At 66.0% G+C, this 15,400-nt stretch carries 20 protein-coding genes; all 20 read right to left on the reverse strand.

Features of this window, described 5'->3' with window-relative positions:
• Nucleotides 1-75: 75 nt before the first annotated feature.
• Nucleotides 76-681 carry an imidazoleglycerol-phosphate dehydratase HisB gene (hisB, locus tag CLV01_RS26200; RefSeq protein WP_099732874.1) on the reverse strand — a complete coding sequence of 202 codons (606 nt, stop codon included), beginning with the start codon at nucleotides 679-681 and terminating at the stop codon, nucleotides 76-78.
• Complete coding sequence (hisC, locus tag CLV01_RS26205; RefSeq protein ID WP_099732873.1) at nucleotides 678-1,802, reverse strand: histidinol-phosphate transaminase; 1,125 nt, start codon at nucleotides 1,800-1,802, stop codon at nucleotides 678-680. Before hisC ends, hisB begins: the two co-directional genes overlap by 4 nt.
• Nucleotides 1,803-1,855: 53 nt before the next feature.
• On the reverse strand, nucleotides 1,856-2,293 hold the full coding sequence (locus tag CLV01_RS26210) for a PIN domain-containing protein (RefSeq protein WP_012207320.1): 438 nt from the start codon (nucleotides 2,291-2,293) through the stop codon (nucleotides 1,856-1,858).
• A complete protein-coding gene (locus CLV01_RS26215) occupies nucleotides 2,290-2,538 on the reverse strand; it encodes a DUF6364 family protein (RefSeq protein WP_099732872.1) in 249 nt (82 codons plus the stop codon). Before CLV01_RS26215 ends, CLV01_RS26210 begins: the two co-directional genes overlap by 4 nt.
• A gap of 134 nt (nucleotides 2,539-2,672) precedes the next feature.
• Entirely contained in the window at nucleotides 2,673-3,989 is a 1,317-nt protein-coding gene (hisD, locus tag CLV01_RS26220; RefSeq protein WP_013800800.1) for a histidinol dehydrogenase, read from the reverse strand.
• 17 nt (nucleotides 3,990-4,006) lie between these two features.
• Nucleotides 4,007-4,678: a DUF6348 family protein gene (locus CLV01_RS26225; protein ID WP_099732871.1), complete on the reverse strand. Its 672-nt coding sequence runs from the start codon at nucleotides 4,676-4,678 to the stop codon at nucleotides 4,007-4,009.
• On the reverse strand, nucleotides 4,662-5,312 hold the full coding sequence (gene hisG / locus CLV01_RS26230; RefSeq protein ID WP_012207324.1) for an ATP phosphoribosyltransferase: 651 nt from the start codon (nucleotides 5,310-5,312) through the stop codon (nucleotides 4,662-4,664). Before hisG ends, CLV01_RS26225 begins: the two co-directional genes overlap by 17 nt.
• Complete coding sequence (murA, locus tag CLV01_RS26235; RefSeq protein WP_099732870.1) at nucleotides 5,309-6,577, reverse strand: UDP-N-acetylglucosamine 1-carboxyvinyltransferase; 1,269 nt, start codon at nucleotides 6,575-6,577, stop codon at nucleotides 5,309-5,311. The genes hisG and murA overlap by 4 nt, the downstream gene beginning before the upstream one ends.
• A 96-nt stretch (nucleotides 6,578-6,673) precedes the next feature.
• Nucleotides 6,674-6,922, reverse strand: coding sequence for a BolA family protein (locus CLV01_RS26240; protein WP_012207326.1), 249 nt, complete (start codon nucleotides 6,920-6,922; stop codon nucleotides 6,674-6,676).
• A 126-nt stretch (nucleotides 6,923-7,048) separates the two neighbouring features.
• Nucleotides 7,049-7,804 carry an ABC transporter permease gene (locus CLV01_RS26245; protein WP_012207327.1) on the reverse strand — a complete coding sequence of 252 codons (756 nt, stop codon included), beginning with the start codon at nucleotides 7,802-7,804 and terminating at the stop codon, nucleotides 7,049-7,051.
• The gene (locus tag CLV01_RS26250; RefSeq protein ID WP_017405469.1) at nucleotides 7,801-8,730 is read right to left on the reverse strand and encodes an ABC transporter ATP-binding protein; all 930 of its coding nucleotides are present in this window, start codon (nucleotides 8,728-8,730) and stop codon (nucleotides 7,801-7,803) included. The genes CLV01_RS26245 and CLV01_RS26250 overlap by 4 nt, the downstream gene beginning before the upstream one ends.
• A 73-nt stretch (nucleotides 8,731-8,803) precedes the next feature.
• Entirely contained in the window at nucleotides 8,804-9,085 is a 282-nt protein-coding gene (locus tag CLV01_RS26255) for an STAS domain-containing protein (RefSeq protein ID WP_043822279.1), read from the reverse strand.
• Between the two features lie 20 nt (nucleotides 9,086-9,105).
• Nucleotides 9,106-9,747 (reverse strand): MlaC/ttg2D family ABC transporter substrate-binding protein, encoded by a 642-nt coding sequence (locus CLV01_RS26260; protein ID WP_012207330.1) that lies wholly within the window; start codon nucleotides 9,745-9,747, stop codon nucleotides 9,106-9,108.
• A gap of 116 nt (nucleotides 9,748-9,863) precedes the next feature.
• Nucleotides 9,864-10,667, reverse strand: a complete 804-nt coding sequence (locus CLV01_RS26265) for an MlaA family lipoprotein (protein ID WP_013800795.1) — start codon at nucleotides 10,665-10,667, stop codon at nucleotides 9,864-9,866.
• Nucleotides 10,664-11,149: an outer membrane lipid asymmetry maintenance protein MlaD gene (gene mlaD, locus CLV01_RS26270; RefSeq protein ID WP_012207332.1), complete on the reverse strand. Its 486-nt coding sequence runs from the start codon at nucleotides 11,147-11,149 to the stop codon at nucleotides 10,664-10,666. The genes CLV01_RS26265 and mlaD overlap by 4 nt, the downstream gene beginning before the upstream one ends.
• A gap of 44 nt (nucleotides 11,150-11,193) precedes the next feature.
• Nucleotides 11,194-11,976, reverse strand: a complete 783-nt coding sequence (mlaE, locus tag CLV01_RS26275) for a lipid asymmetry maintenance ABC transporter permease subunit MlaE (protein WP_012207333.1) — start codon at nucleotides 11,974-11,976, stop codon at nucleotides 11,194-11,196.
• The gene (locus tag CLV01_RS26280; protein WP_099732869.1) at nucleotides 11,973-12,812 is read right to left on the reverse strand and encodes an ABC transporter ATP-binding protein; all 840 of its coding nucleotides are present in this window, start codon (nucleotides 12,810-12,812) and stop codon (nucleotides 11,973-11,975) included. Before CLV01_RS26280 ends, mlaE begins: the two co-directional genes overlap by 4 nt.
• A gap of 218 nt (nucleotides 12,813-13,030) precedes the next feature.
• Nucleotides 13,031-13,819: an amino acid ABC transporter ATP-binding protein gene (locus tag CLV01_RS26285; RefSeq protein ID WP_373681080.1), complete on the reverse strand. Its 789-nt coding sequence runs from the start codon at nucleotides 13,817-13,819 to the stop codon at nucleotides 13,031-13,033.
• A complete protein-coding gene (locus CLV01_RS26290) occupies nucleotides 13,800-14,453 on the reverse strand; it encodes an amino acid ABC transporter permease (RefSeq protein ID WP_012207336.1) in 654 nt (217 codons plus the stop codon). The genes CLV01_RS26285 and CLV01_RS26290 overlap by 20 nt, the downstream gene beginning before the upstream one ends.
• Before the next feature lie 131 nt (nucleotides 14,454-14,584).
• Nucleotides 14,585-15,391: an amino acid ABC transporter substrate-binding protein gene (locus tag CLV01_RS26295; RefSeq protein WP_012207337.1), complete on the reverse strand. Its 807-nt coding sequence runs from the start codon at nucleotides 15,389-15,391 to the stop codon at nucleotides 14,585-14,587.
• Nucleotides 15,392-15,400 lie beyond the last annotated feature (9 nt).

Consider the following 15,400-nt stretch of genomic DNA (forward strand, 5'->3'; position numbering starts at 1 on the left):
TGGCGCGTGTTCGGTCGGATTTTCGGCTGGATTGCCCGGTCAGATCAAGCTCAGACCGGAGTCAATCGCTTCTCTTTACAGAGCGCCCTTGGTCGAGGGGATGACGCCGGCCATGCGCTCGTCATGCTCCAGCGCAAAGCGCAGGGCGCGTGCGAAGGCCTTGAAGATGGTCTCGCACTGGTGGTGGGCGTTGAAGCCCTTGAGATTGTCGATGTGCATGGTCACGCCCGCGTGGTTGACGAAGCCCTGGAAGAATTCGTAGACCAGCTGGGTGTCGAGCTGACCGATGCTGCCGGCCGTGAATTTCACGTCCATGTGAAGGCCCGGGCGGCCCGAGAAATCGATGACCACGCGGCTCAGGGCCTCGTCCAGCGGCACATAGGCATGGCCGTAGCGGCGGATGCCCTTCTTGTCGCCCACGGCCTTGGCAAAGGCTTGGCCCAGGGTGATGCCGATGTCCTCCACCGTGTGGTGGCCGTCGATGTGCAGGTCGCCCTCGCAGTCGATATCGAGGTCGATCAGGCCATGGCGCGCGATCTGGTCGAGCATGTGATCCAGAAAGCCGATGCCCGAGTGCAGGCTGGCCTTGCCCGTGCCGTCCAGGTTGATGGCGACCTTGATCCGGGTCTCGGCGGTATTGCGCTGCACTTCGGCGGTGCGTGCGGGAGCTGCATTGCTCATAGGGATTCCTTCAGGGCCGCCAGCATCTGGGCGTTTTCTTCGTGGGTGCCCACGGTCAGTCGCAGGCAGTTGGCCAGCAGCGGGTGCATGGCAGAGACATTCTTCACCAGCACGCCCCGGGCCTTCATCTCGGCCTGGGCGAGCGCGGCATCGCGCACGCGCAGCAAGACCATGTTGGCCTCGGATGGCCAGATCTTTTCCACACCCGGCAGCGTGGCCAGCGCATCGATCAGCGGCTGGCGCTCGGCGCGGATGGCCACGGCCTGCTGCGCATACAGCGCCTCGTGCTCCAGCGCGAAGATGGCCGTCTCGCAGTTGAGCACGCTGATGTTGTAGGGCGGGCGCACCTTGTCGATCTCGCCGACGATGGCGGCCGGGCCGATCAGGTAGCCCAGGCGCGCGCCTGCCAGGCCGAACTTGCTGAGCGTGCGCATCAGCAGCACATGGGCGTTGCGGGCCGGGTCGGCGCGCATGTTATCTGCCCAGCTGCGGCGGGCGAAGGGCTGGTAGGCCTCGTCCATGACGACCAGGCCGCCGATGGCGCCGACCGCGTCGATCACGGCCTGCACATCGGCCTCGGCCCAGAGCGTGGCCGTGGGATTGTTGGGATAGGCGATATAGGTGATGGCGGGGCGGTGCTCGGCAATGGCGGCGCGCATGGCGGGCACGTCCAGCTCGAAGTCGGCCGTCAGGTTGACGCCCACGAAATCCAGGCCCTGCAGCCTGGCGCTCATGGGGTACATGACGAAGCCCGGCATGGGCGCCAGCATGGTGGCGCGACCCTCGGCGTGGGGCTGGGCACAGGCCAGTGCCAGCAGCGTGATGATCTCGTCCGAGCCATTGCCCAGCAGCACGGCGCTGCCGGCCGGCGCCTGCGCGTAGCGGGCCAGCATGTCCTTGAGCACTTCCTGGCGCTCGCCAGGGTAGCGGTTGATCTCCAGCCGGCCCAGGCGCTCGCCCAGCGCGGCCTGCAATTCAGGGGGCAGGCGGAAGGGGTTCTCCATCGTGTCCATCTTGAGCAGGCCTTGCGAGGGCTGCACATGGTAGGCATGCATGGAGCGGACATCGGCGCGGATGCGCTCCAGGGCCAGGGCCTGAACCTGCGGAATGGAAGCTGTCATGGCATGCACACTTTCACGAGTCGGTGGGGGAAGAAATCCATCAGCGAAGCCGCTCAGGCCTGCTGCTGCGGCGGCGCCTGGTGCAGCGGGTGCACCATGGCGACGCCGCCAAACTGGGTGCCGTGCGGCAGGTGCAGGGTCAGCATCTGCTCGCAGCCGCTGTGCTGGGCGCAGGCCACGGCCAGGCAGTCGCCAAAGGCCAGCTGGTGGCGCGACTGCACGGCCCAGGCGGTTTCCAGCGTGGCGGCATCGGTCTTCCAGGGCGTCCAAGTCTGGTAGCGGCGGATGGCGGCGCGCGCATCGCCCTGCGGCAAAGGCTGGGCGGCCGTGGTGACCTGTTCATAGAACTCGCACAGCGACTGGCTGCCGGTGCGCCCGCTGCGCGTGCGCCACAGCAGGTCCAGCCACTGCAGCACGGCGGCATGCAAGGCGCCCTGCCCCGTGTCTTCGGCAGCGACCAGCACGGAGGTATCGACAAAGACAGTGTTCATGCCTGGCCCTCGCGGCGCAGCGCGGCACTGCGCTGGGCGGGCTGCGTGGATGACGGCTGGCCGCCTTCCCAGCCGCGCTCGTCCGTGCGCCAGGCCAGGTAGGCGCGCTCGTACGCGTCCTCGCGGCGCTGCATCTCGGCCATGAAGTCGCCCACCATGCGCGAGACGCTGGTGCCGCGGCGCGCGGCCTCGATGCGGGCCCATTCGAGCACGCTGTCTTCGACGGTGATGGTGAGGTTCTTCACAGGGCGCAAGTTTACACGAAATTCGTGTTCCACTGATTTCGTGTCAATTCTTGACACGCTTGCTCTGGCGTTCAGGCAGCAAAAAGCGCCGCCCCTTTCGGTGACGGCGCCTTCACTCAACACGAAGCGAGTGTCTACTTCAAACGCATTTCGGCCGCACGCGCATGGCCTTGCAGGCCTTCGCCATGCGCCAGTACCGAGGCGATGCGGCCCAGGGTCTGGGCGCCCTGCTCGCTGACCTCGATGAGGCTGGACCGCTTCTGGAAGTCATAGACCCCCAGCGGCGAGGAAAAGCGCGCCGTGCCGCTGGTGGGCAGCACATGGTTGGGGCCGGCGCAGTAGTCGCCCAGGCTCTCGCTGGTGTAGGCCCCCAGGAAGATGGCGCCTGCATGGCGCAGCAGCGGCTCCCACTGGTGGGGATCGTTGCTGGAGACTTCCAGGTGCTCGGGCGCGATGCGGTTGCTGATGGCGCAGGCCTCCTGCATGTCGCGCGTGAGGATGAGGGCACCCCGGTCGCTCAGGCTCTTGGCGATGATGGCGCGCCGCGGCATCTCGGGCAGCAGGCGGTCGATCTCACGCTGGACGGCGGCGATGTAGTCGGCATCGGGGCACAGCAGGATGCTTTGCGCCAGCTCGTCATGCTCGGCCTGGCTGAACAGGTCCATGGCCACCCAGTCGGGCGGCGTGCTGCCGTCGGCCAGCACCAGGATTTCACTGGGGCCGGCAATCATGTCGATGCCCACGGTGCCGAACACCCGCTTCTTGGCGCTGGCCACATAGGCGTTGCCGGGGCCGGTGATCTTGTCCACCTTCGGGATGGTGGCCGTGCCGTAAGCCAGGGCCGCCACGGCCTGGGCACCGCCGATGGTGAAACCGCGCGTGACGCCGGCCACATAGGCGGCGGCCAGCACCAGGGCATTCTTCTCGCCGCGTGGCGTGGGCACGACCATGATGATTTCCTGCACGCCAGCCACGTGGGCGGGAATGGCATTCATCAGCACGCTGGACGGATAGGCCGCCTTGCCGCCGGGCACATAGATGCCCACGCGGTCCAGCGGCGTGACCTTCTGGCCCAGCAGGGTGCCATCGGCGTCACGGTAGCTCCAGCTCTCGCCGCTGGCGCGCTTTTGTGCCTCGTGGTAGGTGCGCACGCGCTGGGCGGCGGCCGTCAGCGCATCGCGCTGCTCATCGCCCAGGCTGTCGAAGGCGGCCTTGAGCTCGGCCTGCGTCAGCTCCAGCGCGGCCATGCCGTCCACCTGCAATCCGTCGAAGCGCGCCGTGTACTCCAGCACGGCCGCATCGCCGCGCTTTTGCACATCGGCCAGGATGTCGGCCACGCGCTGCTCGATGGCCGCGTCCGTGTCTGCCGACCAATGCAGGCGCTGCGCAAAATCGTGTTCGAAGTTGGCGTCCGCAGTCGACAGGCGGGCAGGGGCAGCTACATATTCCATTGTGGTTTCCTTGGGGTCTAGCAGGCCGTCTCGCAGCCGTGCTTCAGTATCAAGAACAGGCGCGCGCCGTAGTAGCCGTCGCGCAGGGGCCAGTCCTGGTCGCGCAGCAGGGCCTCAGCGCTGGGCCACTTCTGATTGTCCTTGAGCGCTTCAATGGTGAAATCACTATTGTTCTGCCCGACAAAGAAGCGAAACCAGTGCAGGTCCTCGTCCTTGTCCAGCGCCTCGGCCTCGATCAAGGCGCGCAGGCGCTCAGTGATGCCTTCGGGCAGCGGGGCATCGTTGCGAAGATGCCAGGGGCCCGGATAGGCCTGCCATTGTCGGCCCTGGACCTGCCAGGCCTCGGCTGGCACGGCATCCTCATCGCGCGCCGTCCACAGGGCGGAGAGCATCACATGCAGGTCGCTGACAGCGAAGTGGCCGAATGCGTCGTGCATTCCCTGCAGGCCTTCACCCAGGCCCGTGAAATTCTCGATGATCTCGCGCCGGTCCGGCAGGCGAACCACCACGGCCAGGGAACCGACCAGGGGATGGCTGGGGTAGGCACCGCGCCAATCGGCCAGCACGCCTGGTGCCTGGCCTCCAGGCAGCAGCCAGCCGTTGTATTCCTCGCAGGGCAGGCCATGCGCGGCGAAACACAGCGCAAGCGCCTCCTTCGCGGGATCTCCGGGCTCAGCCCCTGGGGCCATTTACCGCCTCGGCGAAGGCATCGATGATGTGGCGCAGCGGCTCGCGCTTGAGCTTGAGCGCCGCTTGGTTGACCACCAGGCGCGAGCTGATCTCCATGATGGGCTCGACCTCGACCAGGTCATTGGCCTTGAGCGTGTTGCCGGTGGACACCAAGTCGACGATGGCGTCGGCCATGCCGGTCAGCGGGGCCAGCTCCATGGAGCCGTAGAGCTTGACCATGTCCACGTGCACGCCCTTGGTGGCGAAGAAGTTGCGCGCGATCTCGGGGTACTTGGTGGCGATGCGCAGGCGGGCGCCCTGCTTGACGGCCAGCGCATAGTCGAAGCCGTTGCGCACGGCCACGCTGACGCGGCAACGCGCGATCTTCAGGTCCAGGGGCTGGTACAGGCCCTGGGCACCATGCTCGATCAGCGAGTCCAGTCCGGCCACGCCGAGATCGGCGCCGCCGTACTGCACATAGACCGGCACGTCGGAGGCGCGCACCAGCACCACGCGCACGTCGCTCTTGTTGGTCTCGAAGATCAGCTTGCGCGACTTTTCAATGTCTTCGCTGACCGAGATGCCGGCAGCGGCCAGCAGCGGCACGGTTTCGTCGTAGATGCGGCCCTTGGACAGGGCAATCGTGATGGTCATTGGGAAACTCTTTCGATGTCGGCACCCAGGCCGCGCAGCTTGTCTTCCATGCGATCGTAGCCGCGGTCCAGATGATAGATGCGATCGACCAGGGTCTCGCCCTTGGCCACGAGGCCGGCGATGACCAGGCTGGCCGAAGCGCGCAGGTCGGTGGCCATGACGGCCGCGCCCGACAGCGACTGGCTGCCGGTGATGGTGGCAACGCGCCCGTCGGTGGTGATCTGCGCGCCCAGGCGCAGCATTTCATCCACGTGCATGAAGCGGTTCTCGAAGATGGTCTCGGTGACCATGCTGCAGCCTTCGGCCACCAGGTTCAGCGCCATGAACTGCGCCTGCATGTCGGTGGGAAAGCCCGGGTATTCGGTGGTGCGAAAACTCTGGGCCTTGAGCTTGCCGGCCGCGCGCACGCGGATGCCGCCGTCCTCGGCGGACACCTCGGCGCCCGCATCCTTGAGCTTGTCGATGACGGCGCCCAGATGGTCGGCGCGGCCATTGCGCAGCAGCGCATTGCCGCCCGTGGCGGCCACGGCGCACAGAAAGGTGCCGGCCTCGATGCGGTCGGCCACCACCTGGTGCTCGCAGCCGCCCAGGCGCTCCACGCCCTGGATGACGATGCGGCCGGTGCCATGGCCTTCGATTCTTGCGCCCATCTTGATGAGCATTTCGGCCAGGTCGCCGATCTCGGGCTCCATGGCGGCGTTTTCCAGCACGGTCTCGCCTTCGGCCAGCACGGCGGCCATCAGGAAGTTCTCGGTGCCCGTGACGGTCACCATGTCGGTGGTGATGCGGGCGCCCTGCAGGCGCTTGAGATGCCCGGGCAGGCACGCGTTCATGTAGCCGTTCTCGACCACGATCTCGGCGCCCATGGCCTGCAGGCCCTTGATGTGCTGGTCCACGGGCCGCGAGCCGATGGCGCAGCCGCCGGGCAGCGACACGCGGGCCTGGCCGAATCGGGCCAGCAGCGGGCCCAGGGCCAGGACCGAGGCGCGCATGGTCTTGACCAGTTCGTAGGGTGCCTCGGGGTTGGACAGAGAGCCGGCGTTGATGCGCACGGTGCCGCTGTCATCGTGCTCGGCGCTGACACCCATGTTGCGGATGAGCTTGAGCATGGTGGCCACGTCCTGCAGGCGCGGCACGTTGCACAGGGTGACGGGCTCGGACGACAGCAGCGCGGCGCACAGCTCGGGCAAGGCGGCATTCTTGGCGCCGGAGACCGTCACCTCGCCATGCAGCGCTCGGCCACCGCGAATCAGGAGTTTGTCCATGGCTGACAGCCTTGAATCTGGAAATCGGGGAAAAGAAGATGCCGCACGGGCCGTGGCGACCGGTGCAGCAGGAGTCTGAAGTGCCTGACCGCCGGCTCAGGCCTGGCCGGCCTGGGCAGCCCACTCGGCGGGCGTATAGGTCTTCATGGACAGGGCATGGACCTCGTCGGTGTGCATGCGCTGGCCCAGCGTGGCGTAGACCAGGCGTTGGCGCTGCAGCAGTCGCTGGCCCTCGAATTGGGCCGAGACGATGGTGGCAAACCAGTGCCGTCCATCACCTTCCAGCGCAATGTGTTCGCAAGGCAGGCCGGTGGCAATCAGTTCCTTGAGTTGGTCTGCAGTCATGGGGGAAGCTTTCCTGCCATGCATCGTGGCATGGCCTTGGTTGGCGGCGGCGCCGGGCGCCGGCCGCCTGTTCATGGGTGGATTCAACAATGCGGGCGCAGCGCCCGCCGCAGCCTGTGGAAAACCTCAGCCGCGGATCTTGTAGCCGATGCGCAGCAGGTGCACGGCCAGGGCGCTCACCGCCAGCCAGGCCGAGCCGACGATGGCCAGGCTGACCCAGGGCGACACGTCGCTCTGGCCGAAGAAGCCGTAGCGGAAGCCGTCGATCATGTAGAAAAACGGGTTCAGATGGCTGACTTTTTGCCAAAAAGGCGGCAGCGACTGAATGGAATAGAACACGCCCGACAGGAACGTCATGGGCATGATCAGGAAGTTCTGGAAGGCCGCCATCTGGTCGAACTTGTCCGCCCACAGGCCGGCGATCACGCCCAGCGTGCCCAGCAGCGCCGCGCCCAGCAGGCCGAAGACCAGAATCCACAGCGGCGCCGTGAATTCGGGAATGGCGAAGTACAGCGTGACGATGAAAACGCCCACGCCCACCAGCAGCCCGCGCAGCACCGAAGCACCCACGTAGGCGCCAAACCACGCCCAGTGCGACAGCGGCGTGAGCAGCACGAAGACCATGGAGCCCATGATCTTGCTCTGCACCAGGCTCGATGAGCTGTTGGCGAAGGCGTTCTGCAGCACGCTCATCATCACCAGGCCGGGGATCAGGAAGGCCGTGTAGCTGATGCGGTCGTAGACCAGCACCCGGCCTTCGAGCACATGGCCGAAGATCAGCAGATAGAGCACAGCCGTGAGCACGGGTGCGGCCACGGTCTGGAAGCTGACCTTCCAGAAACGCAGCACTTCCTTCTTGAGCAGGGTCTGCCAGCCGTTCATGCCGAGGCTCCCTGCGAGGTCTGGCCTTGCTCGTTCATCACGTGGATGAAGACATCCTCCAGATCGGCACGGCGGATTTCCACGTCCTCGGGGACGACGGAGCCCTCGCGCAGCGCGGCGAGCAGGCGCTCCACATCGCTGGCGTCGTTGGCAGGTATCTGCACGATGCGGCCGGTCACCCGTGCCCGCGCGGCCAGGGCCGGCGGCAAGGCGGTATCGGTCTTGAACTGCAGCACGTTGGAGGAGGCGGACTTGAGCAGATCCGACATGGTCGAGAGCTTGACGATGTTGCCCTGCTTGAGCATGGCCACGCGGCTGCACAGCGCCTCGGCCTCTTCCAGGTAATGGGTGGTGAGCAGCACGGTATGGCCTTCGCGGTTCAGGCGCGCGATGAAATGCCACAGCGTCTGGCGCAGCTCCACGTCCACGCCGGCCGTGGGCTCGTCCAGCACGATGATGGGCGGCTTGTGCACCAGGGCCTGGGCCACCAGCACGCGGCGCTTCATGCCGCCGGACAGCTGGCGCATGTTGGAGTTGGCCTTGTCGGTCAGCCCCAGGCTGTGCAGCAGCTCGTCGATCCAGTCGTCATTGTTCTTGACGCCGAAATAGCCGGACTGAAAGCGCAGCGCCTCGCGCACATTGAAGAAGGGATCGAAGACCAGCTCCTGCGGCACGATGCCCAGCTTGCGCCGGGCAGCCGAGTAGTCGGCATGCACGTCGCTGCCCTGGACCAGCACGCGGCCGCTGGTGGCGCGCGACAGGCCGGCCAGGATGCTGATCATCGTGGTCTTGCCAGCGCCATTGGGACCGAGCAGGCCGAAGAACTCGCCCTCCTCGATGTCCAGACTCACGTGGTTGAGCGCCTGAAAGGCCCCCTTGGGGGTCTGGTAGGTCTTGGAGATGGATTGGAATGAGACGGCAGACATGCGAGGCGCGATTCTAGGCCCTTGCAGCCAAACCTGCCTTGCAGGGCTCTTTGCAGCGGCGCGCTGCGTCGGCTCAGGAGGGGGAGGATGCGTCGGTCAGCAGCCCATCGACGCCGTACAGCGCCGCCATGGACTGCAGGCCCTGCGGCAGGCCCACGACCACCAATTGCTTGTCGGCCGCCTTCGCGGTGCGGCGGCAGGCCAGCAGCACGGCCAGGGCGGCCGAGTCGAAGACTTCGATGCCGCTGGCATCGACGCGCACCTGGGCGCCATCGAAGGCCTGCACCTGGGGCTGCAGCTGCACAAGGCAGCTGCGCGCCTGGCGGTAGGTCAGTTCACGGGGGAGCTGCAGCATGGCGCGCGCATCAATGGCCGTCAGCCCTTGGAGGCCGGCGTGGCAGGCATCTTGCCGCGCGTGGCAAGGGTCTCGATCAGGCCGTCGATGCCGCGGGCATTGATTTCCTGGCTGAACTGGTTGCGGTAGGTTTCCACCAGCCACACGCCCAGCACGTTCAGGTTGTAGATCTTCCAGCCGTCGCCGGACTTCTCGAGCCGGTAGTCCAGCTGCACGGGCTCGCCGCGGCCCAGCACTTCGGTGCGTACCAGCACATCGATGTCGCCGGGCGCAGCACGCACCGGCTTGACATTGATGGTCTGGTTGCTGACCTGGGTCAGCGCGCCGGAGTAGGTGCGGATCAGCAGGGCCTTGAACTCGGTCTCCAGCTTCTCGCGCTGTGCAGGCGTGGCCTGGCGCCAGGCCGGGCCCACCGAAGCCGAGGTCATGCGGCGGAAATTCACATAGGGCATGACCTTGTCATTGACCAGCGCATTGACCTTGGAGACATCGCCCTCGCGCAGCGAGGGGTCCTTCTTGATGGTTTCCAGCACGTCGGTGGAGACACGCTTGATCAGCGCATCAGGGGTTTCGTCGGCCGCGTGGACGGGCAGCGCAGCGCCCCAGGTTCCCATGGCCAGCACGGCTGCCGCGGCAGCGCTCCAGGCACGTCGATTGATCATCACTCTTCCTTTCCCAGCAGGGCCTCAATGCCCCGGACCGGGTTGATATTGCACATTTTTCCGGCCGCGCCGTGTCAGGCGCGGACCGTTTTTCATCTCGGGATGTTACGAACTGCTTACTTTGCGCCGTCTTCGGGCGGCAGTTTGCCGGCATCTTCGTCGTAGTCCTCGATGCGGCCGTCATCGCCGGACTTGCCACGCCGCAGGTTCAGGTAGACGTCACGCGTCAGGCTGTAGCGGTCAAGGGCGACGGAGTCCAGCGTGTCCGAGGCATTGAGCAGGCGTGCACGCGTATCCACCAGTCGCAGCACATACAGGCTGTTGCGCACCGGGATGTCGTTGATCGCCGTCAGGGGGTTGCCCCAGGCATCCACAGGCAGAGCCGCCGTGTCACGCACCGTGGACGGGCCGAGCAGCGGCAGCACCAGGTACGGCCCCGTGGGCACGCCCCAGCGGCCCAGCGTCTGGCCGAAGTCCTGCTTTTGGCGCTCGATGCCGGCCTCGCTGGCGATGTCGAGCAGGCCTCCCAGACCGAAGACCGTGTTCACCGAGAAGCGCACCATGGAGTTGTAGGCACCCTCGGCCTGGCCCTGCAGCGCGTTGTTCACGAACGACCAGGCGTCGCTCAGGTTGGAGAAGAAGTTGCTCACCCCATCGCGCGCCAGGCGCGGCGTGACATCGCGGTAGGCCGTGGCCACCGGCTTCAGGACGGCACGGTCAAGCCCGTCATTGAACGAGTACATGCTGCGGTTGAACGGCTCGAACGGATCCTGGGGGTTGCGTGCCTCGCCCGGAGCGGTGGCGCAGCCGGCGAGCAGCGAAGCGGCGGCCAGCGTGCCGAGCATGGCGGCGCGCTGCCAGGAGGCTGCCTGGGCGGCAGGGCGACCCGCGGTCGCCTGTTCATGGTGGTTGGTTGTCATTCTTTGCCTCCTGCACCGGAGCTGCCACCCTGCTCGGCCTTGCCGTAGAGGAACTGTCCGATCAGATTTTCCAGCACAACGGCCGACTGGGTTGCGACGACGCGGTCGCCATCCTTGAGATTGTGGTCATCTGCACCGGCTTCGATGCCGATGTACTGGTCGCCGAGCAGGCCGCTGGTCAGGATCTTCAGGGAGCTGTCCTTGGGAAAGGCGTAGCGGTTTTCCAGGGCCATGGTCACGCTGGCCTGAAAGACCTTGTCGTCGAAGGTGATGGATTCCACGCGGCCGACGACAACGCCCGCGCTGCGCACGGCTGCCTTGGGCTTGAGTCCGCCGATGTTGTCGAAGCGCGCGGTCAGCGTATAGGTCTTCTGGAAGTTCAGGCTCAGCAGGTTGGCCGACTGCAGCGCCAGGAACACCAGCGCCGCAGCGCCGATCAGCACGAACAGTCCGACCCAGACATCACTCTTGGATTGCTGCATGGTTTGTTTTTCCTTGATTTGCGAGAGGTGGCACCGGTGCCGGGTCAAAGGCTGAACATCGTGGCCGTGAGCAGGAAGTCCAGCCCCAGCACGGCCAGCGAGGCCATCACCACCGTGCGCGTGGTCGCGCGGGACACGCCTTCGGGCGTGGGCTTGGCTGCATAGCCCTGCAGCAGCGCGATGAAGGTCACCGCCACGCCGAACACCAGGCTCTTGAGAACGCCGTTGCCCAGGTCATACCACCAGTCCACGCCGTTTTGCATCTGGCCCCAGAAGGCGCCGCCATCGACGCCGATCATGACCACGCCCACCAGCCAGCCGCCGATCACGCCGACGGCACTGAAAACGGCCGCCAGCAGCGGCATGGCGATCAGGCCCGCCACGAAGCGCGGCGCCAGGATGCGGCGCACCGGGTCAACGGCCATCATCTCCATGGCCGACAACTGCTCGCCGGCCTTCATCAGGCCGATCTCGGCCGTCAGCGCCGTGCCGGCACGCCCGGCAAACAGCAGCGCCGTGACGACGGGGCCGAGTTCGCGCACCAGCGACAGCGCCACCAGCAGGCCCAGCGCCTCGGCCGAGCCATAGCGCTGCAGCGTGTAGTAGCCCTGCAGGCCCAGCACGAAACCGACGAACAGGCCGGAGACGCCAATGATGGCCAGCGAATAGTTGCCCAGGAAATGGATCTGGTCGCCGATCAGCCGCGGGCGGCCCAGCGCAGGCCCCATGAGGGCGAGCAGGCGGCCGAACAGGCGCGTACCCATGCCCAGCTGCGTCAGCTGTTGGCGTACCGCCGCGCCAATGCGTGCGGGATGCAGCCGGTTCATGCGTGCCTCCTGCCGTTGCTCCTGCCGGAACTTGCGGGGTTGCCGAAATCTTCCTCGGCGCTCACGCCGGGGTAGTGGAAAGGCACGGGACCGGTGGCCCGTGCGTGGATGAACTGCTGCACCAGCGGGTCGGGATTGGCCCGCACCTCATCTGGCGAGCCCTGGGCGGCGACGCCGCCGTTGCCCAGGATGACCACATGGTCGGCCACGTGGAAGGTTTCCTCCACGTCATGGGACACCAGGATGGAAGTCAGTCCCATGGCATCGTTGAGCTCGCGGATCAGCTGGGCGGCCGTGCCCAGGGAGATGGGGTCCAGCCCGGCGAAGGGCTCGTCGTACATGATCAGTTCGGGGTCCAGCGCAATGGCCCGCGCCAGCGCCACGCGGCGGGCCATGCCGCCCGAGATCTCGCTGGGCATGAGGTCGCGCGCACCGCGCAGGCCCACGGCATGCAGCTTCATGAGCACGATGTCGCGGACCAGTTCGTCGGGGAGATCGGTGTGCTCGCGCAGCGGGAAGGCCACGTTGTCGAACACGCTCATGTCGGTGAACAGCGCGCCGAACTGGAACAGCATGCCCATGCGCCGGCGCGCGGCGTACAGGCCTGCGGCGTCCATGGTGGTGACGTCCTTGCCATCGAACAGCACCTGCCCCTGCTGGGCATGCTGCTGGCCGCCGATCAGGCGAAGCACGGTGGTCTTGCCGCCGCCCGACGCCCCCATCAGGGCCGTGACCTTGCCGCGCGGCACCTGCAGCGACAGGTCGCGCAGGATCACACGCTCGCCATAGCCGAAGGTGACGTTGCGCAACTCCACGAAAGAGGCGGTTGGGATCATGCTGTGGTGCGGTCGATAAATGTTCGCAGGCAAGCCCGCTATTGTGCAGACAGGTGCCGATGCCTGCTCATCACCCCCTGAGATAAACATACATCCGTGTATGTTTCTCAAAAAGTCATGGCAGAAAACGCCATAAAAAAAAGAGCATGCTTCGCTTGCTACACAAGCGTTGCACGCTCTCTGGACCTGGGGAAAGTCCGGACTGGACAGATGTTTTTTTACAACATGTTCTGCAGAAATGCCTGGGTCCGGGCGTGCTGCGGCGCTGCAAAAAAGGCTTCCGCCGGGCCTTGCTCGACGATCTCGCCCTTGTCCATGAAGATCACGCGATTGGCCACTTCGCGGGCAAAGCCCATCTCGTGGGTCACGACCAGCATGGTCATGTGCTCCTGGGCCAGCTCGCGCATGGTGCGCAGCACTTCACCGGTCAGCTCCGGGTCCAGCGCGGAGGTGGGCTCGTCGAACAGCAGGATGTCCGGCTCCATGGCCAGTGCCCGGGCGATGGCCACGCGCTGCTTTTGCCCGCCCGACAGGCGGTTGGGATAGGCATCGCGCTTTTCCAGCAGGCCCACCTTGTGGAGCAGCGCCTCGGCCTTGGGCACGATCTGCTCGCGCTTGAGGCCCTTGACGACGATCGGCGCCTCGATGATGTTCTCCAGCACCGTGAGGTGCGGGAACAGGTTGAAGGACTGGAACACCATGCCCATCTTGCGGCCGATCTGGCGGATCTGCGCCTCGGGCACGTAGTGGGCGCGGCCGTCCGCGCCGCTGTCCACCAGCACCTCGCCCTCGACGGCGACACGGCCGCTGTCAATGGTTTCCAGGTGGTTGAGGCAGCGCAGGAACGTGCTCTTGCCCGATCCCGAAGGACCGATGACGGCCACCACCTCGCCGCGCGCCAGCTCCAGCGAAACGCCGCGCAGCACCGGCACACCGCCAAAGCCCTTGCAGATGTTCTGCGCCGAGATCATGGTCTCGGGCGCGTTATCACGCGTCGTATTTGGCATGGCGTTTTTCTAGGTATTGGAAGATCCAGGTCAGCACCAGCGTCATGACCAGATAGAAGCCTGCGGCCACCACGAAGGGCGTGATGGTGAAGTCGCGCTGCACGATGCCGCGCGCGGCGCGCAGCAGGTCGTTCAGGGCCAGCACGTAGATGAGCGAGGTGTCCTTGACCAGGGTGATGGTCTCGTTGCTCACAGGCGGGATGATGCGCGCCCACATCTGCGGCAGGATGATGCGGCGCATGGTCTGGCCGTAGCTCATGCCCAGCACCTTGGCACCCTCGTACTGACCGCGGTCCACGGACTGGATGCCCGCGCGGAAGATTTCGGCGAAGTAGGCGGCGTAGTTCAGCGCGAAGGCGACGACGGCGGCAGGAAAATCGGGCAGGCGCACGCCGATCACGGGCACGAAGGGCAGCGCGAAGTAGATGAACAGCATCTGCAGCATCAGCGGCGTGCCGCGCATCAGCCAGATGTAGCCGCCTACCAGCCGGCTCAGGGCGGGAAAGCGGGAGATGCGCATCAGCGCCAGCGACAGTCCCAGGGGAATGGACAGCGCCAGGGTGATGACGAAGAGCTTGAGGGTGACCAGGGCGCCGGCGGACAGCGGCCCCATGAGCGAGATTACATATTCCATCGAATGGCCTCAGTGCGGTGCGCGGCCCCGCCGGCATCGGCAGGATCCGGGCAGCCACGGGCGCGTGCGTCCCAGAACGCAAAAGACCGGCAATGCCAGGCTGGCCTTGCCGGTCGCATGGTGTGCCGGATTTACTTGATGATGTCCTTGCCGAACCACTTGGAGGCGATTTCGGCGGCCTTGCCGTCCTTCTTCATCTCGGCCAGCGCGGCTTCGAGCTTGCCCAGAACTTCGGTGTCTTCCTTGCGCAGGCCCACGCCGTAGTCCTCGGTGCCGAAGTTGTCCTCGAGCACCAGGTACTCGCCAGCCTTCTTGGCCACGTGGAAACGCCCCACGACCTCGTCGACCACGACGGCGTCCAGGCGGCCGGCCGACAGGTCCATCAGCGCGGTGATGTTGTCGCCGAAGGTCTTCAGGTCCTTGAAGCTGGCGGCCACGGCGGCGTCCTTCTTGATGGCGTCCACGGCCGAGCTGCCATCCTGCGCGCCCACGACCTTGCCTGCCAGGCCGGCCTTGTCCTTGATGTCGGAGTTGGCGCGCACGATGATGATCTGGTGGTTCTCCATGTAGGGCGCGGTGAAGGCGATGTTCTTCTTGCGCTCTTCGGTGATGGTCAGGCCGTTCCACAGCGCGTCGACGCGCTTGCCGACCAGCTCGGCCTCCTTGGCGCTCCAGTCGATGGGCTTGAAGTCCACTTCCACGTTCATGCGCTTGGCGGCTTCACGCGCCATGTCGATGTCGAAGCCGACGATCTCGTTCTTGTCGTCACGAAAGCCCATGGGCGGGAAGTTGTCGTCCAGGCCGATCACCAACTTGGTCATGGCTGCCGGCACGGGGGCGGCAACCGGCGCGGCGGCGGTCGATGCGGACTCGTTCTTGCCGCAGGCTGCCAGCAGTGCAGACAGGGCCACCATGGCCAAGAGGGTGCGTTTTTTCATGGCTTAAAG

Origin of the sequence: Delftia sp. 60 (genome assembly GCF_002754395.1) — a bacterium.
GTDB lineage: Bacteria > Pseudomonadota > Gammaproteobacteria > Burkholderiales > Burkholderiaceae_C > Comamonas > Comamonas acidovorans.